At 58.9% G+C, this 22,761-nt stretch carries 22 protein-coding genes and 1 pseudogene; 9 read left to right on the top strand and 14 right to left on the bottom strand.

Annotated elements, in window-relative coordinates:
• Positions 1 to 200 precede the first annotated feature (200 nt).
• The 11 genes from BST95_RS12925 to BST95_RS12975 form a co-directional block, all read right to left on the bottom strand.
• A complete protein-coding gene (locus BST95_RS12925; protein WP_084199997.1) occupies positions 201 to 551 on the bottom strand; it encodes a PilZ domain-containing protein in 351 nt (116 codons plus the stop codon).
• Between the two features lie 17 nt (positions 552 to 568).
• Positions 569 to 1,558 (bottom strand): hypothetical protein, encoded by a 990-nt coding sequence (locus BST95_RS12930; protein ID WP_084199999.1) that lies wholly within the window; start codon positions 1,556 to 1,558, stop codon positions 569 to 571.
• Positions 1,558 to 2,205: a dTMP kinase gene (gene tmk / locus BST95_RS12935; protein ID WP_084200001.1), complete on the bottom strand. Its 648-nt coding sequence runs from the start codon at positions 2,203 to 2,205 to the stop codon at positions 1,558 to 1,560. Before tmk ends, BST95_RS12930 begins: the two co-directional genes overlap by 1 nt.
• A gap of 5 nt (positions 2,206 to 2,210) precedes the next feature.
• Complete coding sequence (gene mltG / locus BST95_RS12940; RefSeq protein WP_084200003.1) at positions 2,211 to 3,239, bottom strand: endolytic transglycosylase MltG; 1,029 nt, start codon at positions 3,237 to 3,239, stop codon at positions 2,211 to 2,213.
• Entirely contained in the window at positions 3,233 to 4,069 is an 837-nt protein-coding gene (gene pabC / locus BST95_RS12945) for an aminodeoxychorismate lyase (RefSeq protein WP_169843938.1), read from the bottom strand. The genes mltG and pabC overlap by 7 nt, the downstream gene beginning before the upstream one ends.
• Before the next feature lie 14 nt (positions 4,070 to 4,083).
• Positions 4,084 to 5,325: a beta-ketoacyl-ACP synthase II gene (fabF, locus tag BST95_RS12950; RefSeq protein ID WP_084200007.1), complete on the bottom strand. Its 1,242-nt coding sequence runs from the start codon at positions 5,323 to 5,325 to the stop codon at positions 4,084 to 4,086.
• A gap of 94 nt (positions 5,326 to 5,419) precedes the next feature.
• Positions 5,420 to 5,656, bottom strand: a complete 237-nt coding sequence (gene acpP, locus BST95_RS12955; protein ID WP_066056577.1) for an acyl carrier protein — start codon at positions 5,654 to 5,656, stop codon at positions 5,420 to 5,422.
• Between the two features lie 141 nt (positions 5,657 to 5,797).
• Complete coding sequence (fabG, locus tag BST95_RS12960) at positions 5,798 to 6,541, bottom strand: 3-oxoacyl-ACP reductase FabG (RefSeq protein ID WP_084200009.1); 744 nt, start codon at positions 6,539 to 6,541, stop codon at positions 5,798 to 5,800.
• A 12-nt stretch (positions 6,542 to 6,553) separates the two neighbouring features.
• A complete protein-coding gene (gene fabD / locus BST95_RS12965) occupies positions 6,554 to 7,489 on the bottom strand; it encodes an ACP S-malonyltransferase (protein ID WP_084200011.1) in 936 nt (311 codons plus the stop codon).
• A gap of 213 nt (positions 7,490 to 7,702) precedes the next feature.
• Positions 7,703 to 7,885 (bottom strand): 50S ribosomal protein L32, encoded by a 183-nt coding sequence (gene rpmF / locus BST95_RS12970; RefSeq protein WP_066056566.1) that lies wholly within the window; start codon positions 7,883 to 7,885, stop codon positions 7,703 to 7,705.
• A gap of 16 nt (positions 7,886 to 7,901) precedes the next feature.
• Positions 7,902 to 8,432: a YceD family protein gene (locus BST95_RS12975; RefSeq protein ID WP_084200013.1), complete on the bottom strand. Its 531-nt coding sequence runs from the start codon at positions 8,430 to 8,432 to the stop codon at positions 7,902 to 7,904.
• Between the two features lie 99 nt (positions 8,433 to 8,531).
• Between BST95_RS12975 and BST95_RS12980 the strand changes: the two genes are divergently transcribed.
• The 4 genes from BST95_RS12980 (at position 8,532) to BST95_RS20610 (ending at position 11,413) form a co-directional block, all read left to right on the top strand.
• Positions 8,532 to 9,107, top strand: a complete 576-nt coding sequence (locus BST95_RS12980) for a Maf family protein (protein ID WP_084200015.1) — start codon at positions 8,532 to 8,534, stop codon at positions 9,105 to 9,107.
• 573 nt (positions 9,108 to 9,680) lie between these two features.
• Positions 9,681 to 10,661, top strand: coding sequence for a malate dehydrogenase (locus BST95_RS12985; RefSeq protein ID WP_084200017.1), 981 nt, complete (start codon positions 9,681 to 9,683; stop codon positions 10,659 to 10,661).
• A 126-nt stretch (positions 10,662 to 10,787) separates the two neighbouring features.
• The gene (locus tag BST95_RS20605; protein ID WP_240500192.1) at positions 10,788 to 11,006 is read left to right on the top strand and encodes a TetR/AcrR family transcriptional regulator; all 219 of its coding nucleotides are present in this window, start codon (positions 10,788 to 10,790) and stop codon (positions 11,004 to 11,006) included.
• A gap of 53 nt (positions 11,007 to 11,059) precedes the next feature.
• Positions 11,060 to 11,413: a TetR-like C-terminal domain-containing protein gene (locus tag BST95_RS20610; RefSeq protein ID WP_240500193.1), complete on the top strand. Its 354-nt coding sequence runs from the start codon at positions 11,060 to 11,062 to the stop codon at positions 11,411 to 11,413.
• A gap of 1 nt (position 11,414) precedes the next feature.
• Here BST95_RS20610 and BST95_RS12995 read toward each other — a convergent pair whose 3' ends face one another.
• Complete coding sequence (locus tag BST95_RS12995) at positions 11,415 to 13,898, bottom strand: ABC transporter permease (protein ID WP_229801878.1); 2,484 nt, start codon at positions 13,896 to 13,898, stop codon at positions 11,415 to 11,417.
• Position 13,899: 1 nt separating this feature from the next.
• Positions 13,900 to 14,565 carry an ABC transporter ATP-binding protein gene (locus tag BST95_RS13000; protein ID WP_084200019.1) on the bottom strand — a complete coding sequence of 222 codons (666 nt, stop codon included), beginning with the start codon at positions 14,563 to 14,565 and terminating at the stop codon, positions 13,900 to 13,902.
• Here BST95_RS13000 and BST95_RS13005 point away from each other — a divergent pair.
• On the top strand, positions 14,564 to 15,199 hold the full coding sequence (locus BST95_RS13005; protein ID WP_084200021.1) for an arylesterase: 636 nt from the start codon (positions 14,564 to 14,566) through the stop codon (positions 15,197 to 15,199). The two genes, BST95_RS13000 and BST95_RS13005, sit on opposite strands and share 2 nt — an antisense overlap.
• Positions 15,196 to 16,490: pseudogene (gene bioA, locus BST95_RS13010) on the top strand (adenosylmethionine--8-amino-7-oxononanoate transaminase). The gene BST95_RS13005 and the pseudogene bioA overlap by 4 nt, the downstream one beginning before the upstream one ends.
• Here bioA and BST95_RS13015 read toward each other — a convergent pair.
• Positions 16,487 to 17,281 carry a PhzF family phenazine biosynthesis protein gene (locus BST95_RS13015; protein ID WP_084200023.1) on the bottom strand — a complete coding sequence of 265 codons (795 nt, stop codon included), beginning with the start codon at positions 17,279 to 17,281 and terminating at the stop codon, positions 16,487 to 16,489. The pseudogene bioA and the gene BST95_RS13015 sit on opposite strands and share 4 nt — an antisense overlap.
• A gap of 82 nt (positions 17,282 to 17,363) precedes the next feature.
• Here BST95_RS13015 and BST95_RS13020 point away from each other — a divergent pair, with 82 nt between their 5' ends.
• Genes BST95_RS13020 through BST95_RS13030 form a run of 3 tightly spaced genes read left to right on the top strand, consistent with a single transcriptional unit; the run spans position 17,364 to position 22,760 of the window.
• The gene (locus BST95_RS13020) at positions 17,364 to 18,221 is read left to right on the top strand and encodes an ion transporter (protein ID WP_084200025.1); all 858 of its coding nucleotides are present in this window, start codon (positions 17,364 to 17,366) and stop codon (positions 18,219 to 18,221) included.
• Between the two features lie 44 nt (positions 18,222 to 18,265).
• A complete protein-coding gene (locus BST95_RS13025; RefSeq protein ID WP_205737271.1) occupies positions 18,266 to 20,788 on the top strand; it encodes a TonB-dependent receptor in 2,523 nt (840 codons plus the stop codon).
• Positions 20,712 to 22,760, top strand: coding sequence for a YgiQ family radical SAM protein (locus BST95_RS13030; RefSeq protein ID WP_205737409.1), 2,049 nt, complete (start codon positions 20,712 to 20,714; stop codon positions 22,758 to 22,760). Before BST95_RS13025 ends, BST95_RS13030 begins: the two co-directional genes overlap by 77 nt.
• The last annotated feature ends 1 nt before the right edge of the window (position 22,761 follow it).

Genomic DNA, 22,761 nt, shown 5'->3' on the forward strand with positions numbered 1-22,761 from the left:
ATACTAAGGGTGTGACTACCTATCCCCTAGTTTAGTCGGGTGGTCGCGGGAGCATACCCAATGCTCTTTTAGGGAAGCAATTCCTTTATGTTTCACTCCTAATGGTCTTGTTGGGCTCCAGTTTGGAGCCCAATTTTTTATTTATTAATCAACAAAAACAAGAGGTTATGCGACCACCTTGATGTGATTTGTTTAATAAATCACATCGTGTGGGTCGGGCGCTCCGAGTCCAGAGCGCCGGCGAGGTGATTTTCAATTTTGGCATTGGCCCCGGCATCCTGCTCGCTGAACTGCACACCGATACCGGCCGTGCGGTTACCCTGGGCGCCGCGGGGTGTCACCCAGACGACCTTGCCCGCGATGGGAATCTTCTCGGGCTCATCCATCAGCGTCAGCAGCATAAACACTTCATCGCCAATGGAGTAAGGCTTATTGGTGGGCACAAACAGACCGCCGTTTTCCAGAAAAGGCATATAGGCTGAATAGAGAACTGCCTTGTCCTTAATCGTTAACGACAGAATGCCGTTGCGACTGTTTTGTCTTCCGTCCATGCTCGAAAACCCTGTAGTTATGCGCCGATAGTATCATCGGCCCGGGCCAGCCCCAATAATTGATCTACTTTTCCGACCATTACTTCCGCGAGTAACTGGGGGTTCGGATTAGCGCCCCCCTCTACCGACATCCGCAATCGGCCCAACTCATCAAGTAAAAGGAACGCTTCGCGACTCACGGGACTGGTCAGCGCCTGCCCATTGAGCCGGCGAATGAAGCTCTGGGTCGCGGCCAGTAGATGCTCAATCGTCTCTGGTGCGCTGGCCCCCGCCAACAGCCCAGTGGCTTCAGCGGCGCTCACCTTACCCTGGAACAGGCTGCGGCAGGTCAGCCTGGCCACGTGCTGGTCCTTGTCGTCAGGGTTGCGATACATCGCTTCCGCCAGCAGCGGCTTGCCGTCGGCGAGCTCGAGCAGATCGCTACTCGACTGCCGATCGCCCGTTAACTGATCCAGCCACACCAGCGACTGTTCGGCAGTCGGGCTGGCGAGCTTGAGCATCTGACAGCGCGAGCGGATCGTCGCGGGCACCCCATGCGGCCTGCCGCAAACCAGAATCAAGTGGGTGCCTGCAGAGGGCTCCTCCAGGGATTTGAGCAGCGCATTGGCCGCCGCCACATTCATGGCATCAGCGGGCTCGAAGACAATCACCTTGTGAGCGCCAAAATTCGCGGTCTGCTGGGCGAGATCCACCGCCTGGCGGACCTGGTCAATCTTGATGACACGGCTGCCCTCTTCCGGCGCCAACCACATAAAGTCACCGTGAGTGCCACTCGCGCTCAGCTGACAACCGTGGCAGGTGCCGCAGTTGAGTCCTCCGGAAGGTGAGTGACACAAGAGCAGACGGGCCAGTGCCAGCGCTAGGCGGTCGGCACCTGAATAGTCCAGCCCGGCTAGCATCAGCGCGTGCGGCAGGCGCTGGTCGCCCAGTTGCTGGTGGAGCCTTGTCCAGGCGTCCGCATGCCAGGGCAGTGGAGGAGAAATCTCCGGCAATCGGGTTAAATCCATCACCGATGTCGTGCCCCCCAACAAGCGAGCAATTCGGCACACACCTGCTCCAGCTGCTGCTCAACCTCATTCAGTGGTCGCGCTGCATCCACCAGGTGGTAACGGCCGCTACTCTCGCGCGCCAGCTGTAGATAGGTATTGCGTACCCGCTGGAAAAACTCCGCTTGTTCCTGCTCGAACCGGTCCAATTCTCCCCGGGCACTGGCTCGGGACATGCCCACTTCTACGGGGCAGTCCAGTAACAGCGTATAGTCCGGCCGGAGATCGCCCTGAACCAATTGCTCGAGCTGCCGAATGGTTGCCATCGATAAGCCGCGACCACCACCCTGGTAGGCGTAGGTGGCATCGGTGAAACGGTCGCACAGCACCCATTGCCCTCTGGCAAGTGCCGGCTCGACAAGCTGGGCCAGGTGTTGTGCCCGCGCGGCAAAGACCAGTAACAGCTCGGCGTTGTCGGCCATGCTGTCCTCGCGCGGCTTGAGGAGTAGTTCGCGAATGTCTTCGCCGAGCGCTGTGCCTCCGGGCTCGCGAGTAACCACGAGATCGACGCCCGCCTCAATAAGATGCTCCTGGAGAAACTGCATGTTGGTGGATTTGCCGACCCCCTCGCCGCCTTCCACCGTGATAAATAGACCTCTGGGTTCCATGAATATCAGCGTTTCTCCGGGCTCGACCTGTAATCTGATCTACGATTCAACTGGTATTTACGCACGGCCTGCTCGTGCTCGGCAAGCGTCTCACTGAAATAGTGGCTGCCGTCGCCGCGGGCCACGAAATAAAGTGATTTGCCGGGCTTGGGATGCAGCGCAGCATGAATCGCCTCGCGGCCGGGCAATGCGATCGGCGTGGGCGGCAAGCCCTTGTGACGATAAGTGTTGTAGGGATTGCTGTCGTCGCGCAAATGCACGCGCCGCAAATTGCCCTGGTAACTGCTGCCCAGACCGTAAATCACGGTGGGGTCGGTTTGCAGGCGCATACTCTTGTTCAGGCGACGCACAAACACACCGGCAATTTCGCCGCGCTCATGGGCGACACCGGTTTCTCGCTCGACGATGGAGGCCATGATCAGTGCCTCGTAGGCGCTCGCATAGGGCAGGTTTTCCTCACGTCCAGCCCACTCCTGGGCCAGTATCTCCTGCATGGCCCGATAGGCCCGCTGCAGGATATCCCAGTCGCTATCTCCCTTCTCGTAGCGATAGCTGTCCGGGAAGAACAGCCCTTCACTACCGGGATAGTCGGCGGTCAGCGTCGCAATTCTGGCGTCGACAGGTCCATCCAGATGATGTTGCAGGTTGTCCTGGGCAGCGAGAATGTCCAGTGCCTTCGCCAGGGTAATGCCCTCAGGCAGGGTGACCTGGTAGCTGATGACCTTGCCGCGGACCAGCAGCGCGAGCAATGCCTCCGGCGTGGTACCCGCAGGCACAAGATACTCGCCGCGCTTAATGCGCTGGTCCTGACCGGTATAGCGGCCATACACACGCAGCAGCCAGGGGTGAGCGTAAACACCGTCGCGCTTGAGATTTACCGCCAATGATTTGAGGGTCTGGCCCGAAGCGACAGTCAGGGGCAGCCCCTCGTCGGGAATGGCCAGCGGCGTGTCCCAGGCAAGTTTGATCTGCCAGCCGGCGCCAGCGGCGATCCCCAGCAGCACAAGCGCCAGCAACAGCAAACGTTTCAGCAAGTGATCAACTCCCAGTAGCGCTGGTGCAGCGCCTCACATACGGGAAAGCGCGTGAACGCCGTGCCGCCCAGTTCGCCAACACTTTGCAGGCCGCGCAGGCTGTTGCAGTAGAAAATTTCGTCCGCTCGCTCCAGGTCTGCCGGGCTCAAGTGAGTCTCTTCACAGTGCAGAGCCAGTGCAGGCGCCAGACGCTCTATCACAAAGCGCCGACGGGTACCGGCGACGCCGCAGGTCTCCAGCGCCGGTGTGCGCAGCCGGTCGCCTTCAACAATAAACAGGTTGCCGGCACTCACCGAGCTGACATCACCCTGCTGATCAAGCACCACGACCTCGTCAAGCCCGCGGCGCTGCGCCTCGCCGGCGGCGAGCACCTGCTCGAGCCGATTGGCATGTTTGAGTCCAGCCAGCAAGGGCTGCGCAGACCAGCGAATGTCCGCCCATCCCACCTTGGCTGGCGATCCGGGCTCACGCCGATCCTGCTGCAACGGCGCAGCACTGATAATCACCCGCGGCGCAGCTTGGGCTGGCGGTGCATAACCCCGCGGCGCAGTGCCGCGAGTTATCGTCAGCCGCAATGCCGCCCAGGACAGTTCATGCAGCGCATCGCAGGCCAGCGCCAGGCACTGCCTAGCGTGTTCGAGTGTATTGTCGGGAAATTGTAGCGTGAGAAGGCCCGCTTCAAGCCGCTGCCAGTGATAGTCCACCAGTAGCGGCTCGCCCTGCTTTAGCAGCAGAGTCTCAAACAGGCCATCGCCGAAATCCAGGCCCCGGTCGGGCAGCGGCAGCGCACTCGCGGCAACACCGTCTACCCAGATCCTTGGGGTCGTCACCACCGCAGCGAAGGTCAGTCAGGACGACTGAACAGCAGCGTGCCGTTGGTACCGCCGAATCCAAACGAGTTGGACAGAACGCTGTGAATCTCGCGTTCCTGGGGGGTGTGTGGCACGTAGTTCAGGTTGGCCCCTTCATCGGGGTTGTCGAGATTAATGGTCGGCGGGCAAATCTGGTCGCGGATCGCCAGGACCGAGAAGATAGCTTCTACCGCTCCGGCGGCGCCAAGCAGGTGGCCGATCATCGACTTGGTCGAACTTACCGCCACCTGTGCAGCAGCGCTGCCCAGTACCGTTTCTACGGCCTTGCTCTCGGCGACGTCGCCAGCAGGTGTAGAGGTACCGTGTGCGTTCACGTAGTTGATTTTTTCTGCCGCAATACCCGCGTCACGCAAGGCATTGGCCATGGACGCTGCGGCGCCGCGGCCGTCTTCGGGAGGCAGGGTCATGTGATAAGCATCGCCACTCATACCAAAACCGGTCAGCTCCGCATAGATATGGGCGCCGCGCGCCTTGGCTGACTCATACTCCTCGAGCATGATGACACCGGCACCATCGCCGAGCACAAAACCATCGCGATCGCGGTCCCAGGGGCGAGACGCCGCAGTGGGGTCGTCGTTGCGTGTGGACAGCGCACGTGCCGCGGCAAAACCGCCCAGGCCCACCGGGGTGGTTGCCATTTCAGCGCCGCCAACCAGCATGGCATCCGCGTCGCCCTGTGCAATCATGCGCGCACCCAGGCCGATGTTATGCGTTCCGGTGGTACAGGCAGTCACCACGGCCAGGTTGGGGCCCTGCATGTTGTATTTAACGGACAGGTTACCCGAGATCATATTGATAATGGATCCGGGCACGAAGAAAGGAGATATGCGGCGCGGGCCCGCATTGTTGACGATTTCAGAATTCTTCTCGATCTGGCCTATGCCGCCGATACCGGAACCAATGGCACAGCCAACCCGCGGCGCGTTTTCGTCAGTGACCTCAAAGCCGGAATCTTCAAACGCCTGCATACCGGCAGCCATACCGTACTGGACAAAGGTGTCCATCTTGCGCGCGTCCTTCGCTGCCAGGTAAGGCGAAATATCGAAGTCGCGAACACTGCAGCTGAACTGGGTGCTGTAAGCGGAGACATCAAAAGTCTCAATGGGGGCTGCGCCACTCTTGCCGGCGAGTATATTTTCCCATGTCTCGGCGACGGTGTGCCCGATTGGACTCACCATACCCAGGCCTGTTACCGCCACGCGTCTGCCGTTCAAGGTCGTCTCTCCTTTCAATAAATTTCAGGGAAGCATAAAGAAGAAAAGCCGCTCTATACCAATAGAAACGGCTTCTCGGGAACTGTGGAATGTATCAGGCGAGGTTTTCGTTGATGTAATCAATCGCCAGCTTTACAGTGGTAATTTTTTCGGCTTCCTCGTCGGGAATTTCAGTTTCGAATTCCTCTTCCAGCGCCATCACCAGTTCGACGGTGTCCAGCGAGTCCGCGCCCAGATCTTCTACAAATGAAGCCTCGGTTTGAACTTCTTCTTCTTTCACGCCAAGTTGCTCTGCAACGATCTTCTTAACGCGTTCTTCAATGCTGCTCATGATTATTTGTCACTCCTGAGATTAGTGCTGTACAAACCCTATAACGGTCTGAGCGCGCATTTTACTCTGTTTTGTCCAAGAGTTATAAACTTTTTTTTACGCTCAAACCCAAAGGGTAATTTATTTAATATTTTCATAGGCTTAGCCCATATACATGCCGCCATTTATATGGATGGTTTCACCCGTAATATAGCCTGCTGCATCGCTGCACAGGAAGCCGACGAGAGCGGCAATTTCATCGGGCTCACCGAGTCGCCCCAGGGGAATCTGGCCAAGCATCAGATCGCGCTGATCGTCGCTCAACTCGCGGGTCATATCGGTGTCGATAAAGCCAGGGGCAATCGCATTGACCGTCACTGACCGCGATCCGAGTTCGCGCGCCAGTGCACGGGAGAAACCCTCTGCGCCCGCCTTGGTAGCGGCATAGTTGCTCTGTCCGATATTGCCCATAGAACCTACCACGGACGTGATATTGATGATGCGACCCCAGCGCGCCTTGGTCATACCCCGAAGACAGGCCTTGCTGACGCGATAAAGTGCGTTGAGGTTGGTATCAATCACATCGCCCCACTCGTCCGCTTTCATCCGCATGAGGATGTTGTCACGCGTAATACCGGCGTTGTTTACCAGCACGGTGGGGGCGCCAAACTGATCGGCAATACTCTTGAGTACCGCGGCAACGCTCTCGTCATCGGCGACATTCAAGGCCATGCCGCAACCGCTGTTACCGGCCTCGCCAAGATAAGCACTAATCCGCTCGGCACCACTGTCAGTGGTGGCGGTGCCGACAACCGTAAAGCCATCCGCGGCCAGGCGTTCAGCAATAGCGCGACCAATGCCACGGCTGGCGCCAGTGACGAGGGCAACTTTGCGCTCTTCAGACATCCCTAATTCTCCTTATGCGAGTTCAGCCAGCGTGCTGGCCAGTGAATCCGGTTCCTCGAGTGAGAAACTGGTCAATGATTTATCAATACGCCGATTCAGCCCGCTGAGCACCTTGCCCGGACCACATTCAACTACGCGCTCCACGCCCGCGTCGACCATGGTCTGCACGCAGCGTGTCCACTGTACGGGGCTGTAGATCTGCTCGACCAGCAATGCGCGAATCTTCTCGGGATCTGACTCGGTTTGGGCGTGCACGTTATGCACAACCGGCACCTCCGGCGCAGCAATCGTGATTTCAGCAAGGACCTCGGCCAGTCGCTCGCCGGCCGGCTTCATCAGTTCGGTGTGGAAAGGCGCGCTTACCGGCAGCGGCATGGCCCGCTTAGCTCCCGCCTCCTTCAGTTTCGCGATTGCCGCGTCGACCGCCGCCGTATGGCCTGCAATCACCACCTGGCCCGGCGAATTGAAGTTTACCGCAGCGACTACGCCGTCAACGGCGGCGCAGGCGTCATTGATGACCGCGTCATCAACACCAATAATGGCTGCCATGGCACCCTCACCCACCGGCACTGCGGTCTGCATGAACTGACCACGTTGACGCACCAGGCGCACCGCGTCAGCGAAGCCCAGGGAACCTGCAGCAACAAGAGCGGAGAATTCTCCCAGACTGTGGCCCGCCATCAGCGCCGGACGAGCTCCTCCCTCGGCCTGCCATGCCCGCCAGAGTGCAATACTGGAGGTCAGCAAGACCGGCTGCGTGGTTTCGGTAAGATTCAGTGCATCCTGCTCGCCATTCTGGATCAGGTCCCACATATCGTAGCCCAGTGCTTCTGCCGCCTCGGCAAAAGTGTCACGTACGGCTTCATACTGCTCGTAGGCTGCAGCGAGCATGCCTACTTTCTGGGAGCCCTGGCCGGGAAATAAGAACGCAATATTGGATTCAGACATTAACTCTTTCCTGGTTACTTAAATTTGTCCTGCAGACATGCGCAGCGCCACTTGAACAGCATGTTCGGTACGGTCATTTTTACAGGGGACAGATATGTTGACAGCGCTGCCTTTCGGGAGCGCTGTCTGGGTAGCGGAGCGCGAAGCGCCGCGAGATGAGGTCACGGTTTCTGGAACCGCGGGGGACAAAGCCTGAAGCCGGTCCCGGGTGACTTAGTCGTCGGAACCGGTGTCTACGACTTTCTTGCCACGGTAGAAACCGTCGGCGCTCACATGGTGGCGACGGTGGGTTTCGCCTGAAGTCTGGTCTACGGACAGAGTAGAACCGGACAGGGCATCGTGGGAACGACGCATGCCGCGACGAGAGCGGGTTTTCTTGTTCTGCTGAACAGCCATGATAATCTCCTGGTCATTAATCGTCCGACTTCAACTGGGCGAGGACATCGAAGGGGTTGGGGCGCGCAGGCGCTTGCTCCTCTTCATCTCCCTGCCCCGTGTACTCGGACAGTATCTCTTTGCAATCTTCAGTATCGTGGTAGCTGTAGGGAGGCAGGGCCAGCATCAGCTCATCCTCCACCAGTTCCCACAAGTTACACCCCTCGTCCTCGGGTACGATCAGTGGATCCAGGTGACGCGGGAGGTGCTTGGCCTGTTCATCGGTCCAAACAATACCCAACTGGTTCTCACCCTCAACCCCGGTTTGCATGGGGCTGAGACAGCGCTGGCAGATAACGGACACTTCGGCCGCTATTTTAACCTGCACCACCGGGCGGTTTTCCTCGTCACGAGAAAACGCCAAATCTGCCCGAATTTCCCCGCTTTCGTCGGCTAAAAGTGCCTTAAAACGCGGTAAATTCAGGGGTTTCAGCGTACCACTGATACTCACACCGCGCGCGGATGCTTTGCGCACATCCAGCGCATTGGGGAGGGGCTCAGTCAACATAGGCGCGCATCATAGTGATGAGGACCCCCTTTGTCAAAGAAAATTCCTATAGAATACAGTTAGTTCTGACACTTATTCACAGCGCTGGATGACCCAGATATGCACCTGATTCTCGCCTCCACCTCACCTTACCGTCGCACACTGCTCGAACGGCTACAAATTCCGTTTCTGTGTGAGGCCCCGGACGTGGACGAAACACCCCTCCTCGACGAGCATCCAGCCGCCCTCGCCCAGCGTCTCTCCCTGGCCAAGGCGAGCACTGTGGCCACATTAAACCCCACCGCACTGGTCATCGGCTCAGACCAGGTCGCGTCTATCGACGGCAATTGTATCGGCAAGCCGGGCAACTTCGAGAATGCGGCGACCCAGTTGCGGGCCAGTTCGGGGCGAAGGGTCGACTTCTATACGGGTATTGCACTGGTGGGCCGGGATGCGGGCATAGAGCGGGTCCATATGGAACGCTTCAGCGTGCAGTTCCGGGAGCTCTCGGATGCTGAGATCACCCGCTACCTGGAGAAAGAACAACCATATGACTGCGCGGGCAGCTTCAAGTGTGAGGGCCTGGGTGTGGCCCTATTTGAGCGAATGATCGGGGACGATCCTACCTCACTGGAGGGGTTGCCGTTGATTGCGCTGTGTGGGCTGCTGTGGGATGCAGGTGTGACGGTGCTGTAGGTATCTTTCTGGCTAGCCGCCCCTCCGATGGGTGAGAGCCCTTTCCTCCCGGCCGCATATTTTGCTCCAGAGGCTGCGGCCATGGGGCAACTCGTAGTGGGATTGCTGACGCAATCCTCAAGCACTCCTCAAACACTCCCTATGGAAAGCCCTCCGCCTCTTCCACAAAATATAAACGCGACCTGAAGGGTCGGAAAGCCCTATCACCCACCGGAGGTGCTTCTCCCAAAGCGCCCCAACAATGGGCCAAATCTAGCGGCAACAACCACTTGAGGCTCCCCGGGTAGATACCTGAAATGAGGAAAGGGGAAAGCAGCGGCCCTCCAGAAATCGTCGGGAGCCATGGGTGGCGGACGCCGAAGCGACCACATGGATGTGCTTGTAGCGTTTTCTGGAGGGCCGCTGCTTATCCGTTTCAGCCTAGCAAGACACTAAAACGTCGACACCAACCAAGATCATTTTCAGTGATGATACCCACCATAGTATTTGGGTAGCTTGAATTTTGGCCGGTGAGAACGGACAATGTGCGCCGCAAAATCAGCCTACCCTTATCCATAGTGAGGACCATCTCAGATGAAAACACCTGTTCGTGTCACAGTTACCGGTGCCGCAGGCCAGATCGGCTACGCCCTGCTCTTCCGCATCGCTTCCGGCGCTATGCTCGGCGATGACCAGCCCGTCATCCTGCAGCTGCTGGATATTACCCCCGCCATGGAAGCGCTCGAGGGCGTTAAGATGGAGCTCGAGGATTGCGCGTTCCCGCTGCTGACTGACATCGTCTGCACCGATGACCCCAATGTAGGCTTTAAAGACACCGACTACGCTCTGCTGGTTGGCGCTCGCCCCCGTGGCCCCGGCATGGAGCGCAAGGACCTGCTGGAAGCCAATGCTGCGATCTTCTCCGTCCAGGGTAAGGCAATTAATGACAACGCCAGCAAGGACATCAAGGTTCTGGTTGTCGGCAACCCCGCCAACACCAACGCCCTGATCGCCCAGCGCAACGCGCCAGACATCGATCCGCGTAACTTTACCGCGATGACTCGCCTGGACCACAACCGCGCCATGACCCAGATTGCCCAGAAAACCGGCAAAACCGTCAATGACGTGAAGAACATGACCATCTGGGGCAACCACTCCGCTACCCAGTATCCCGACCTGTTCAACTGCAAGGTCGACGGCGATACTGCGATCAACCTGGTCGACCAGGAATGGTACGAAGGTGAATTCATCCCTGTTGTTCAGCAGCGTGGTGCGGCCATCATCAAGGCGCGTGGTGCTTCCTCTGCAGCGTCTGCTGCAAACGCCGCCATCGACCACATGCGCTCCTGGGCGCTGGGCACTGAAGGCGACGACTGGGTATCCATGGGCGTTTACTCCGATGGTTCCTACGGCATTGCCGAAGGCCTTATCTACTCCTTCCCTTGCCGCTGCGCCAATGGCGACTGGAGCATTGTTCAGGGCGTTGAGGTTGGCGAATTCAGCCAGGCCAAGATGTCTGCCACTGAGCAGGAACTGAGCGAAGAGCGCGACGCGGTTCAGCACCTGCTGCCGTAATTCGTCCTCGATTCAGAAGAAGGCGCACTATTCTGGTGCGCCTTTTTTTTACCTCCAGAAACCCCACTAAAGCGCAAGTGCGAATCCGGCTTGCACGAATGTTAACGATGCTGATTTAATGAAGGCATGACTGAAGTAGCTACAAGCAAGACCTATCACCACGGCAATTTACGCGCAGAACTGCTCGACACCGCTGTAGAACAATTGAAGCACACCGGCGCAGAGGATTTGAGCTTGCGCGCCCTCGCCCGCGCTATCGGGGTTTCCCAGACTGCACCCTATCGCCACTTCGCCGACAAGAGCGAACTGCTGGCGGCAATGGCGACGCGGGGTACCGGGAGCTGATCAAGAGTCTACGCGAGGCCCGCGACGGCTCCGGCGAAGCAGCGGACGAACAAATGCTCGCTGTCGCACACGCATATGTGAATTACGCGGCGGACAACCCGCAACTGTTCAAACTGATGTTTGGCCCGGCGGTACAACCGGCGGCGCGCTACCCCGAGTTGCGCGAAGCCAGCCGCGAGACACTGCTGCTGGTGCAGGCGACCATTCAGCGCGGGATTGATCAGGGGATTTTCCGCAGTCACGAAGACCTCGCGTACCTGGCTAATGCCGGCTGGTCCGGCATCTACGGGCTGGCAACCCTGCGTATCGACGCGCCCGAACTGTTCGAGCGGCACATTGACCTGTCGCGTCAGATTGAACTGGGCACGCGAATTTTCCTCAGCGGCATCAGCGTCGAAAACGACTGAATCAGAGCTCTCGCAGTACCGCCACTGGCGGATGCGAGACTACCCGCCGACAACTCCATACGCCCAGCCCGGCAATCAGCAGGATTCCACCGGCGATGCCCAGCGGCCACAGCCAGGGCGACGGCACGTATCGCATATCCATCACCCAGAACTGGAGAATCGCGACGGACATCTCCGCGGCGATCACCGCTAGCAGTCCGGCAAACAGCCCCAGCGCGGCAAACTCGATCCACAGGCCGCCGAGAATAAGCCGTCGGCTGGCACCCAGCGCACGAAGAATAGAGCTCTCGTGCATGCGCGCATCAACACTGGCCTGGACACCTGCCACCAGCACCAGAGAGCCCGTGGCCAGAATCACCAGCAATACCAGTTCGATAGCTGCAGATACCTGATTGATGATGCTGCGAATCTGGTCGATCACCATGTCCATTTCGATAACGGTGACCGTGGGAAATTCGCGAATGAAACCGTTCAGGAACAACTTATCGTCCGCCGACAGATGAAAGCTGGTCATGAAGGTCGCCGGATAATTGGCCAGCAGCTTGGGTGGGAAGATCAAATAGAAGTTAGGCCGCATGGACTGCCAATCAAGCTCGCGAACAGAACTCACCCTGGCCATCAAAGGCTGTGAGCCCACTAACAGTGACAGCTCGTCACCAATACTCAGGCCGTAGCGCTCGGCAAATTCAGCTTCGACGGACACCAACGGTTCTTCGGTGCCCGGCTCCCACCACTGGCCTTCCAGTAGCTGGTTGTCAGGCGGCAGCGACTCCGACCAGGTAAAGTTGGCCTCGCGCTGATGACGTTCATGACCAGCGGCTTCAGCTTCCTCCCAGGTGGGCAGCGCTTCGTCATTCACTGCCATCAGGCGGCCGCGAATCATGGCATAAAGGGCTTCGCTGTGAATATCAGCCTGACGCAGCGACTGGTCGACGGCCTGCACATCCTCCGGCCCGATATTGATCATGAAGTGATTGGGGGCATCCTCGGGCAATTGCATCTGCCACTCGTCTACCAGTGAGGTCCGCACCAGCACCAGTATCAGCAGCAACATGATCGCCATGGCAAAGATCACCACTTGCAATGCATTCGCAGTGCCCCGGCGCTGCAGGCCCGCCAGCGCCAGTCGCCAGATACTGCCCGCGCTCATCCCTAATTGGCGACCGCCGCGCAGTAAGGTCAATGCCAATACCATACCGAGGGCCACGGTGATGGCAAGACCAGCCAGCACCGCGAGGGTCAATTTCCAGTCGCCGCTATACCAGAACATGAGCAGACTGATTGCAGTCAGGCCCAGCAGGTAGTCGCCAAAAGTGCGACCGCTGTGCAGGGGCACGTCCTTGCGCAGTACCCGCAGCGGGCTGGCCTGACCAAGGCGGCGCAGCGGTGGCCAGGCAAAGCTCAACAGGCAGGTGAGCGAAGTGGCCGCACCAATCAGATAGGGCCTGGGGCCGCTGGGGGCTGGCTGGACAGGCAACTGATCGGCGAACAGGGTGAAAAACAGTGACTGGATAGACCACCCAAGTAGACAGCCCAGCAACGTCGCGACGCCGCCCAGTAAGAGCAAGCTTCTGCCATATAAACCATTAACCACCTTAGAGGTGGCACCCAGGCTTTTCATGACCGCCACGTAGTCATTGTGCCGCTCGCTAAACCGCCTCGCGGCCAGCGCAATCGCCACCCCTGCCAGCACCACACCCAGGCTTCCCGCCAGCAGCAGGAAGCTCTCGGCTCTGGCCAGTGCCTCGCCGACACCTGGCTGCCCTTCACTCACGTCAATCAGGCGCTGGCCAGGCTCCAGTTGGGGCTCCAGCCATTCCTTGAACTGCAACAATGCGTCGGCGTCACCGGCGTACAACTGCCGAAAACTGACCCGACTGCCGGGCTGAATCACACCCGTGGCATCGATGTCGCTGTAGTGCATCATCAGGCGTGGGCCATAGCCGTACATACCCACCGCCTGGTCGGGCTCGCTGCGCACTGCCCCGCTGACGGTCAGCGTCGCATCACCCACATCCACACTGTCTCCCAGAGCAACATCCAGCAGCGGAAACAGGCGCGAATCCAGCCAGACCTGCCCCGGCCCCGGTCCCTGGCTACGCGGCACTACCTCGGCAAAAGCGGTCTCGCTGAAGCCAAGCTCGCCTCGCAGTGGATAGGCGTCGCTGACTGCTTTCACCGAGGCGAGCTGCATCGCATCGTCGCCGGCGTACACCATTGAAGGAAAAGTCAGCACGGTTGCTATCTCGAGGTCCCGCTGTTGCGCCTCATCCAGCCACGGGGCAGGTAACTCTCGACCACTGCGGGCGACGAGATCGGCAGCGAGAAAGCGATGGCTCTCAGTCTCCAGTGCGTTTTGCAGCCGTGTGGTAAATGCGCTGATCCCGGATACAACCCCAACGGCCAACACCAGTGCCAACACCAATACACCCAGTTCGCCGCCGCGCCAGTCTCTGGCCAACATGCGGGTTGCGGTGACTGACATATCAGCCTTCCTCCACCAGGGCACCGGCTTCGATCAGCAAGCGGCGCTCACAGCGCTGGGCAAGACCCAGATCGTGGGTCACCAACACCAGCGTCGTGCCCTCCTGGGCATTGAGTTCGAACAACAGCTCCACCACATGGGCGCCGGTGGTAGTGTCGAGATTACCGGTAGGTTCGTCGGCGAAAAGCACTGCGGGGCGACTGGCGAAGGCTCTGGCAATGGCCACTCGCTGCTGCTCGCCCCCAGACATTTGCCGGGGATAGTGGGTCATACGCTCGGCAAGACCGACGCGAGTGAGGAATTCTTCTGCCTCCTGTTGGGGGCGATCATGGCCGGCGAGTTCCAGCGGCAGCATGACGTTCTCCAACGCGGTGAGCGCTGGCAACAATTGAAACGACTGGAAGACAAACCCCACTTCCCGGCCGCGCAGCAATGCCCTGCCGTCTTCATCCAGATCGCTTAAGGACGCCCCTGCCAGCTCTACGCGGCCGCCGGTGGCTTCGTCCAGCCCGGCTAGCAGCCCCAGCAATGTGGATTTACCCGAGCCGGATGCGCCGACAATGGCCACACTCTCGCCCGACTTGATTTCCAGTGTAATCCCTTTCAGTATCTCCAGCTCGCCCCCGGCCACGGGGACTGATTTCTGGAGATTTTCGGCCTTTATCATGCAGCGTTTCCTTTACCGCCTGTTACGCGTATTCACAGTCGTTGGATTGCTTCTGGTGTCCGCGACGACACCTGCCCAGTCCTCCGCCACGACGGTGCTGGTGCTCGGCGATAGTATCAGTGCCGCCTATGGCATGTCTTTACAAGAGGGTTGGGTTGCCTTGCTGGCACGACAGATAGCTGAGGAACGTCCCGGCACTAAGGTCGTCAATGCCAGTATCAGCGGCGAAACCACCGGCGGTGCACTGCGTCGCCTTCCCGTATTACTGGAGCAACACAAGCCGGATCTGGTCGTCATCGAGCTCGGGGGTAACGATGGCCTGCGCGGATTTCCGCTCAATGACTTCCGCGACAACCTAACCCAGCTGGCCACGCTCTCCCAGGACGCAGGTGCGAAGGTGTTGTTCCTGCCGATGCAGATTCCCCCAAATTACGGCTCGCGCTACACCCAGGGGTTCTACGACAGCTATGCAAGAGTGGCCGAAGCCAGCGGCAGCGCAATCGGTGCATTCATTCTCGAAGCGGTGGCGATCGACCCACAACTGATGCAGGAAGACGGTATTCACCCCAAGGCCGAGGCACAGCAGACCATGCTCGAAACCGTATACCCTGACATCCGTGGGGCACTGCCATGAGCGCGCCCGACAATCACTGGGAACAAATGCTGGCGGATGACCGCGCCCACATCTGGCACCCTTATGCACAGGCCTCTGACCCCGGCTTTATTACACCCGTCGTAGGCGCCAACGGCGTGCGCCTGCAACTCGCCGACGGCCGTGAACTCATCGACGGCATGGCCTCCTGGTGGTGCGCCATTCACGGTTACAACCACCCGGTCATGAATCGTGCTGTGCAGCAGCAACTGGAGACAATGTCGCACGTAATGTTCGGTGGCCTCACCCATCCGCCAGCCATCAAACTCGCTGCCATGCTGGTCGACCTGACACCCGAAGGCCTGAATCGCGTGTTTTTCAGTGACTCAGGTTCCGTGTCGGTAGAAGTCGCCATGAAAATGGCCATTCAATATTGGCAGGCCATCGGCAAGCCCGGCAAACAAAAAATGGTGGCACTGCGCAGCGGCTATCACGGCGACACTCTGGCTACCATGTCGGTTTGCGACCCGGTCACGGGAATGCACCATCTTTTCGGCGATGTGGTTCTGAAACAGTTCTTTGCGCCGGCTCCGGACTGTGCTTTCGACGGCCCCTGCCCCGAAAGCGACATGGAAGAGATCAGCGACATTCTGGCCCGGCACCACGAGGAGATCGCCGCCGTTATCGTCGAACCCGTAGTGCAGGGAGCCGGCGGCATGCGCTTCTACTCGCCGGACTATCTGCGCAAACTGCGCGCTCTGTGCGATGCCTTTGACGTATTGCTGATATTCGATGAAATTGCCACCGGCTTTGGCCGCACCGGCAAGCTGTTTGCACTGGAGCATGCAGGCGTAGAGCCGGATCTGCTGTGCCTCGGAAAATCACTCACCGGCGGCTATATGACGCTGGCGGCGACAATCGCCAATGATCGCATCGCAGAGGGTATCGACGGCGGTGAAGCCGGCGCGTTTATGCACGGGCCGACCTTTATGGGCAACCCCCTGGCTTGTGCGTCAGCGATCGCAAGTATCGAGCTGCTGCTCTCTCAGCCCTGGCAGCGGACCGTAGCACGACTGCAAACCGAATTGGAACAGGGCCTGGCCCCGCCCGCGACTTCGAACAAGTCGCGGATGTCCGCACCCTCGGCGCGATCGGGGTAATTGAACTCAAGGAGGCGGTCAACATGCGTGAGGTACAGCCGATGTTTGTTGAGCAGGGCATCTGGATTCGCCCGTTCGGCAAGCTGGTCTATACCATGCCGCCCTTCATTATGAACTCCGAGGACACCGCCAGCGTCACTGCGGGCATGCTCGAGGTCGTCGCCAGGCTCTAAAGCGGCAGCGAGACCTCGCCGACCATATAGGTAGTCGCCTCGCCGGTCATAAACACGCGATCTCCCTGCAAGGTGCAATCGAGCCTGCCTCCCCGTTCGGAAATCTGCCGGGCACTCATTCGCGCCTGACCCAGTCGGCTCGACCAATAAGGCACCAGGGCGCAGTGTGCCGACCCTGTCACCGGATCTTCATTGATACCCACGTGCGGGCCGAAGAAGCGAGATACGAAATCACACTCATCGCCCGGTGCCGTGGCAATCACATTGAACGCAGAGGCGGCTACCAGCGCAGCAAAGTCTGGTGCTAGCCTGGCGACATCCGCTTCAAACTCAAACACATACAATTTTTTGCAAGTGCCCTCTACCTGCCAGACCTCACTCGCCATGCCGCCCAGCGCATCGCATACCGCCACATCAACCGCATCGGGCGTCAGTGTGTAGGCAGGGAAATCCAGCAAGTAGCTGCCATGCGAATGGGTCACGCTCAGGTTGCCGCTGCGCGTGGCAAACACCAGCTCAGGCTGCTGTACGCCCATATGCTGGACCAGAGCGTGCGCACTGGCGAGCGTTGCGTGCCCACAGAGATCCACCTCGGTAGACGGCGTAAACCAACGCAGCTCCCAGGCATTGTCCGCAGCGACCAGAAAAGCGGTCTCCGAGAGATTGTTCTCGGCCGCAATCGCCTGCAACTGACGATCTTCGAGCCAGTGCGCCAGCGGCATAACTGCGGCCGGGTTGCCGCCGAATACCGACGAGGTAAAAGCATCTACCTGATAGATGGGGATATTCACGTTTTGCGTCCATAGCTTTGTTATCTTCGGGGTGTTAAATATAGAGACAGCCGCGAGCCTGGGAAAAGTAAAAAATCACACTATGGCAGTACGCGAACAAACAGCGCGCCAAAAGCAGGTCTACGATGTCATTTTTGGCACGGAGACCCCTGCCGGTAAAACCTTCGATATCGTATTAATCGCCCTCATACTGGCCAGCGTGGCGGTGGTGCTGCTCGACTCTATTCCGGAGTACCACGCTGACTATGGCCACCTGTTTCTCAGGGCAGAATGGGGTTTTACGCTGTTTTTCACCATCGAGTACATTTTACGCCTGTGGTGTTCGCCCAATCGCAGCGCCTACGCACGCAGTGTTTACGGCATCGTCGATCTGCTCGCTGTCGCCCCCACTTATCTGTCTCTGATCCTGCCCCAGGCAGCACCACTGCTGATTATCCGCCTGTTGCGGATTTTGCGAATTTTTCGGGTACTGCGCCTGCTCTCGCTGCTGCGCGAGGCCAATGAACTCGCTGCCGCCCTGCGTCGCAGTGCGCGCAAGGTGTTCGTTTTTTTCACCTTGATGATCATTCTCGCCACTATCTTCGGCTGCCTAATGTATGTCATTGAAGGCAGCGAACACGGTTTTCACAGCATCCCTCACAGCATTTACTGGGCGATTGTGACCATTACCACCGTTGGCTATGGCGACGTGGTACCGCTCACCTCTGCCGGACGGTTTATCGCATCCATCGGCATGTTGATCGGCTACGCGGTCATCGCGGTGCCCACCGGCATAGTCACCGCTGAACTCACCCTGGCCCAGGCCCTGAAGAACGAACGCATTACCCGCCGCTCACGCAATTGTTCCACATGTGCCAGTGTTGAAACTGATCCCCATGCGCACTACTGTAGGAACTGTGGCAGCGAGCTACCCGCGCCGGGGCACAAGCCCGACAATTAATTATGCTAATAACGATTATCCGCTGTATCTAACGAGGTATTAAAATGACTGTGTTCAAACCCGCTGTACTCTCCACCGCTGTGGCTTCAGCTACGCTGCTGTTATTGCCCGGCCTGGCCCAGGCCCAGGGCCAGCTGGAAGAAGTGATCGTTACCGCCCAGAAGCGTGAGCAGAGCATGCAGGACGTCCCTGTTGCCGTAACCGCATTTTCTGCCCAGCAACTGGAGAAGTCCGGCGTCAAGGACATGTTCGACCTGCAGGTCAACGCACCGAGCCTGCGCGTTGGTGCCAGCCAGACATCCACGACCACCACCTTTGCGATTCGCGGCGTATTTACCAGCAGCCAGAACTTCGGACTGGAACCCTCAGTGGGGCTGTATGTCGACGGTGTTTACCGAGCGCGTCAGGGTTCCATGATTAACAACCTGGTGGATATTTCCAGCATCGAGGTCCTGCGCGGCCCCCAGGGCACGCTGTTTGGCCGTAATACCCCGGCCGGCGCGATCACCATGTCGACAGCCATGCCCGATTTCGAGGGCACCGGCTTCATTGAAGGCACCGTTGGCGACTACGACCTGTATGGTTTGAGTGGCGCCAAGTCCTTCACCGCCATTGAAGATGTGTTGGCCTTCCGGGTGACCGGCTTTGGTATGCAGCGCGACGGTTACATCGACATCGTCGACGGCGGCGATGACGTGATTAACGATCGCGACCGCTGGGGCGCGCGTCTTCAGGCCCTTTACCTGCCAACAGATTCTGTCACCGTACGGGTAATCGCCGATTACTCGGAAGTCGACGAAACCTGCTGTGCAAGCGGTTCTTTCAAGAATAACTTTGTCGCACAGGACCTGCCCCCGGGCTCGGCACCGGTCTTCGGTACCGACACCAATATCGTCAATATCGGCGGCACCGTTGTCGACCAGGATGACTTCTACGATCGCGAAGTCGCTGTGGCTCGCCCCCCGGTCTCACAGAACGAAGACAGCGGCTTATCCGTGCAGATTGACTGGGAAACAGATTCCTTCACCCTGACCAGCATTACCGCGTATCGCGAGCACGATTCCTTTGACGATGCCGATATTGCATTTACTTCTGTCGATGGCGCCTATCGCATCAACGACGCTGAGCAGAACCAGTTCACCCAGGAACTGCGCATTGCCAATGAGTCTGACAGATTCAGTTACGTCGCCGGCCTCTACTACTATGAACAGGAGCTGGACAACAGCCGCCAGACAATCGTGGGTAGCGATCTGAGCGGCATCATCGGCCTGTCGCCGAATGCCTTTATTGGTGGCGACGGATCCTTCGACGTAAACACCCAGGATCACACCAGCTACGCGGCCTTCGGTCAGGTCGACTACAACATTACCGATGACCTGATCCTGACCGCCGGCCTTCGCTGGACCTACGAAGACAAGGACCTGGAGAACATCTACACCGACGATGCGCCTCCCTCCCTGGACTTTTCCCAGGACAACTGGGGTTTTTACTTCTTCGCCCCGCTGACACCTCAGGATGATCTCAGCGAGAGCTTTGACGACGACCGCATAACCGGCGCCCTCAAAATCAGCTGGTTTATGAATGACGACGTCATGCTGTATGCCTCCTACGGCACCGGCTACAAGTCGGGCGGGGTCAACGCCGACCGGATTGAAGAGCAGTTCAACCCGCTCTTCGATGCCGAGGAATCTGAATCCTACGAAGTCGGCATGAAAGCTGACTTCCCGGAACAGGCCATGCGTCTGAACCTGGCCATCCACCGCACCGACACGGACGACCTGCAGACCAGCTCGTTCCAGGGTGGCGGTTTCTTCCTGTCAAATGCCGGTGTCGCCGAAACCTACGGCCTCGAGGCTGACCTCTACTGGGCGCCGACAGACAGCACTACGCTGACCCTGGGTTATGCCTACAATCACGGTGAATACAGCGACTTTGAAAATGGCCCCTGCTGGACGGGTACCCCGTGGCATACCGGAGAGGCCCCTCCCGGGCTGAACGAAGATGGCAGCTGTGATATCTCTGGCGGCGATCTGTCCGGTAACGCAGAGAATGTAGTGGTACTCACCGTCAACCAAGATTTCACGCTCAGCGACACCATGACGGGCTTCATCTACGGCGAATACTCCTGGGTCGACGATCGCATGACCGACGTGAACAATGACCCGGTGAAGTACGATGGTGACTACAACCTCATCAACGTACGGGCTGGACTGCGCTACGAGCCCTGGGATGCCTACGTCACCTTGTGGGGTCGTAACCTGACCGATGAGGAATACACAGGGACGATTGCAGACGCCCCGCCCAGACCGGTCGCTTCATTGCCTACTACGAAGAACCCCGCACCTGGGGTCTCACCTTACGCAAGGATTTCTGACCCCAGGTTCTGCTATAATGCGCGCCCCATAACCCCCGGTGGCGCGCATGTCCAAACCCATCCACTCATATCGCAAGTACTGGGCCGAATGTTTCGGCCCAGCCCCCGAGCTGCCCATGACCCGGGCAGAGATGGACGCGCTCGGCTGGGATTCCTGCGACATCATCCTGGTCACGGGCGACGCCTATGTTGACCACCCTTCTTTCGGCATGGCCGTCATTGGTCGTACCCTGGAAGCGCAGGGCTTCCGGGTAGGCGTTATCGCCCAGCCAGACTGGACCAGTGCCGATGAGTTCAAGCGCCTGGGTAAGCCCAACCTGTTCTTCGGCGTAGCTGCGGGCAACATGGACTCGATGATTAACCGCTATACAGCGGACCGCAAGCGGCGCAATGACGATGCCTACACCCCGAACAACGAGGGCGGAAAGCGGCCTGACCGCGCTGTGGTTGTCTATAGCCAACGCGTGCGTGAAGCGTACAAAGATGTACCGCTCATTATTGGCAGTATCGAAGCCAGCCTGCGCCGGATAGCCCATTACGACTACTGGAGTGACAAGGTCCGTCGCTCAATCCTGCTCGACAGCCGCGCCGACCTGCTGTTGTACGGCAACGCAGAGCGGGCCATTGTCGACATCGCCCATCGACTGGCCGATGGCGAGGATGTGCACAATATCCGCGACATTCGCGGTACGGGCTTTGTCCGCAAACGCGTACCGGAAGGCTGGCGCGTCATCGACTCCAGCTCAATCGACCCGATCGGTGCGGTTGAGCCAAAGATAAACCCCTACGACACCCCGCAGGGCCCTGAGTGTGAGCCGGATGAAATCGCGGTCCAGCAGGGCGAAGATGTGGTGCGAATCCTCGACCGCGTCGACGACGATCGGCCGGGCGTAATACGCATTCCCTCTTATGAACAGGTCAAAGACGACAGCGTGCTCTACGCCCACGCATCGCGCGTGCTCCACAAGGAGACCAACCCGCACAATGCGCGACCGCTGGTGCAAGCGCACGGCGACCGCGAAGTGTGGCTGAACTCACCGCCTATCCCCCTGGAGACCGACGAGCTGGACTGGGTGTTCGAGCTGCCTTATACCCGGCTCCCCCACACCAGCTACGGCGATGCACGTATTCCCGCCTATGAGATGATCCGGCACTCGGTGAACATCATGCGAGGCTGCTTTGGCGGTTGCACCTTCTGCTCAATCACCGAGCACGAAGGACGCATTATCCAGAACCGCTCGGAAGATTCGATACTGCGCGAGATTGAAGCGATTCGCGATACCTCGCCGGCTTTTACCGGCGTCATCTCCGATCTCGGCGGCCCCACCGCCAATATGTGGCGACTAGCCTGCAAGAGCCGGGAGATTGAGGCCAAGTGTCGGAAGCTCAGCTGCGTGTTCCCGGGAATTTGCAAAAACCTCGACACCAACCAGAAACCACTGGTAGAGCTTTACCGCAAGGCGCGGGAATTGCCCGGCGTGAAGAAAGTACTCATCGCGTCGGGACTACGCTATGACATAGCCGTGGAAACCCCTGAATACGTCGAGGAGCTGGTCACCCACCACGTCGGCGGGTACCTGAAGATTGCGCCTGAACACACCGAAGATGCGCCGCTGGGCAAAATGATGAAGCCTGGCATTGGTACCTATGACCGGTTCAAGGCCATGTTTGAGAAATACTCTAAGGCTGCGGGTAAAGAACAGTATCTCATCCCCTACTTCATTGCCGCTCACCCCGGCACTTCGGATCGTGATATGATGAACCTCGCCTTATGGCTGAAGCGCAATAAGTATCGCGCCGACCAGGTGCAGACCTTCTACCCGTCGCCAATGGCCAGCGCCACGGCCATGTACTACAGCGGCAAGAACCCGCTACAGCGCATTACCCGTGACAGCGACACCATGCCTACGGTGCGCGGCCTGAGCCAGCGGCGTCTGCACAAGGCGTTTCTGCGCTACCACGACCCGGAGAACTGGCCAGTATTGCGCAAGGCACTCAAAAAGCTTGGGCGAACGGATCTGATCGGCAATGGCAAAATGCACCTGGTGCCGCCGCGCCAACCCGGGCGTCGTCACGCCGTGGTTGAGCCCGGCAGCAAGACCTTTGCCACCCAGCATAACGGCCTGCCCCGCACCCCGAAGCGCAAACCCGGCCGCCGGCGCTGAC

It is taken from the genome of Halioglobus japonicus, from assembly GCF_001983995.1.
Lineage (GTDB): Bacteria > Pseudomonadota > Gammaproteobacteria > Pseudomonadales > Halieaceae > Halioglobus > Halioglobus japonicus.

Bases quoted from the DNA above. Each gene is read 5' to 3' on its own strand.
- BST95_RS12930 (WP_084199999.1), bottom strand. From the start codon at position 1,558: ATGGATTTAACCCGATTGCCGGAGATTTCTCCTCCACTGCCCTGGCAT.
- BST95_RS20610 (WP_240500193.1), top strand. From the start codon at position 11,060: ATGCTCGCTGTCGCACACGCATATGTGAATTACGCGGCGGACAACCCG.
- BST95_RS13025 (WP_205737271.1), top strand. From the start codon at position 18,266: ATGACTGTGTTCAAACCCGCTGTACTCTCCACCGCTGTGGCTTCAGCT.
- tmk (WP_084200001.1), bottom strand. From the start codon at position 2,205: ATGGAACCCAGAGGTCTATTTATCACGGTGGAAGGCGGCGAGGGGGTC.
- BST95_RS12980 (WP_084200015.1), top strand. From the start codon at position 8,532: ATGCACCTGATTCTCGCCTCCACCTCACCTTACCGTCGCACACTGCTC.
- BST95_RS12985 (WP_084200017.1), top strand. From the start codon at position 9,681: ATGAAAACACCTGTTCGTGTCACAGTTACCGGTGCCGCAGGCCAGATC.
- BST95_RS13030 (WP_205737409.1), top strand. From the start codon at position 20,712: ATGACCCGGGCAGAGATGGACGCGCTCGGCTGGGATTCCTGCGACATC.
- BST95_RS13005 (WP_084200021.1), top strand. From the start codon at position 14,564: ATGCAGCGTTTCCTTTACCGCCTGTTACGCGTATTCACAGTCGTTGGA.
- fabD (WP_084200011.1), bottom strand. From the start codon at position 7,489: ATGTCTGAATCCAATATTGCGTTCTTATTTCCCGGCCAGGGCTCCCAG.
- BST95_RS12975 (WP_084200013.1), bottom strand. From the start codon at position 8,432: ATGTTGACTGAGCCCCTCCCCAATGCGCTGGATGTGCGCAAAGCATCC.
- BST95_RS20605 (WP_240500192.1), top strand. From the start codon at position 10,788: ATGACTGAAGTAGCTACAAGCAAGACCTATCACCACGGCAATTTACGC.
- BST95_RS12995 (WP_229801878.1), bottom strand. From the start codon at position 13,898: ATGTCAGTCACCGCAACCCGCATGTTGGCCAGAGACTGGCGCGGCGGC.
- rpmF (WP_066056566.1), bottom strand. From the start codon at position 7,885: ATGGCTGTTCAGCAGAACAAGAAAACCCGCTCTCGTCGCGGCATGCGT.
- BST95_RS12925 (WP_084199997.1), bottom strand. From the start codon at position 551: ATGGACGGAAGACAAAACAGTCGCAACGGCATTCTGTCGTTAACGATT.
- BST95_RS13020 (WP_084200025.1), top strand. From the start codon at position 17,364: ATGGCAGTACGCGAACAAACAGCGCGCCAAAAGCAGGTCTACGATGTC.
- acpP (WP_066056577.1), bottom strand. From the start codon at position 5,656: ATGAGCAGCATTGAAGAACGCGTTAAGAAGATCGTTGCAGAGCAACTT.
- BST95_RS13000 (WP_084200019.1), bottom strand. From the start codon at position 14,565: ATGATAAAGGCCGAAAATCTCCAGAAATCAGTCCCCGTGGCCGGGGGC.
- fabG (WP_084200009.1), bottom strand. From the start codon at position 6,541: ATGTCTGAAGAGCGCAAAGTTGCCCTCGTCACTGGCGCCAGCCGTGGC.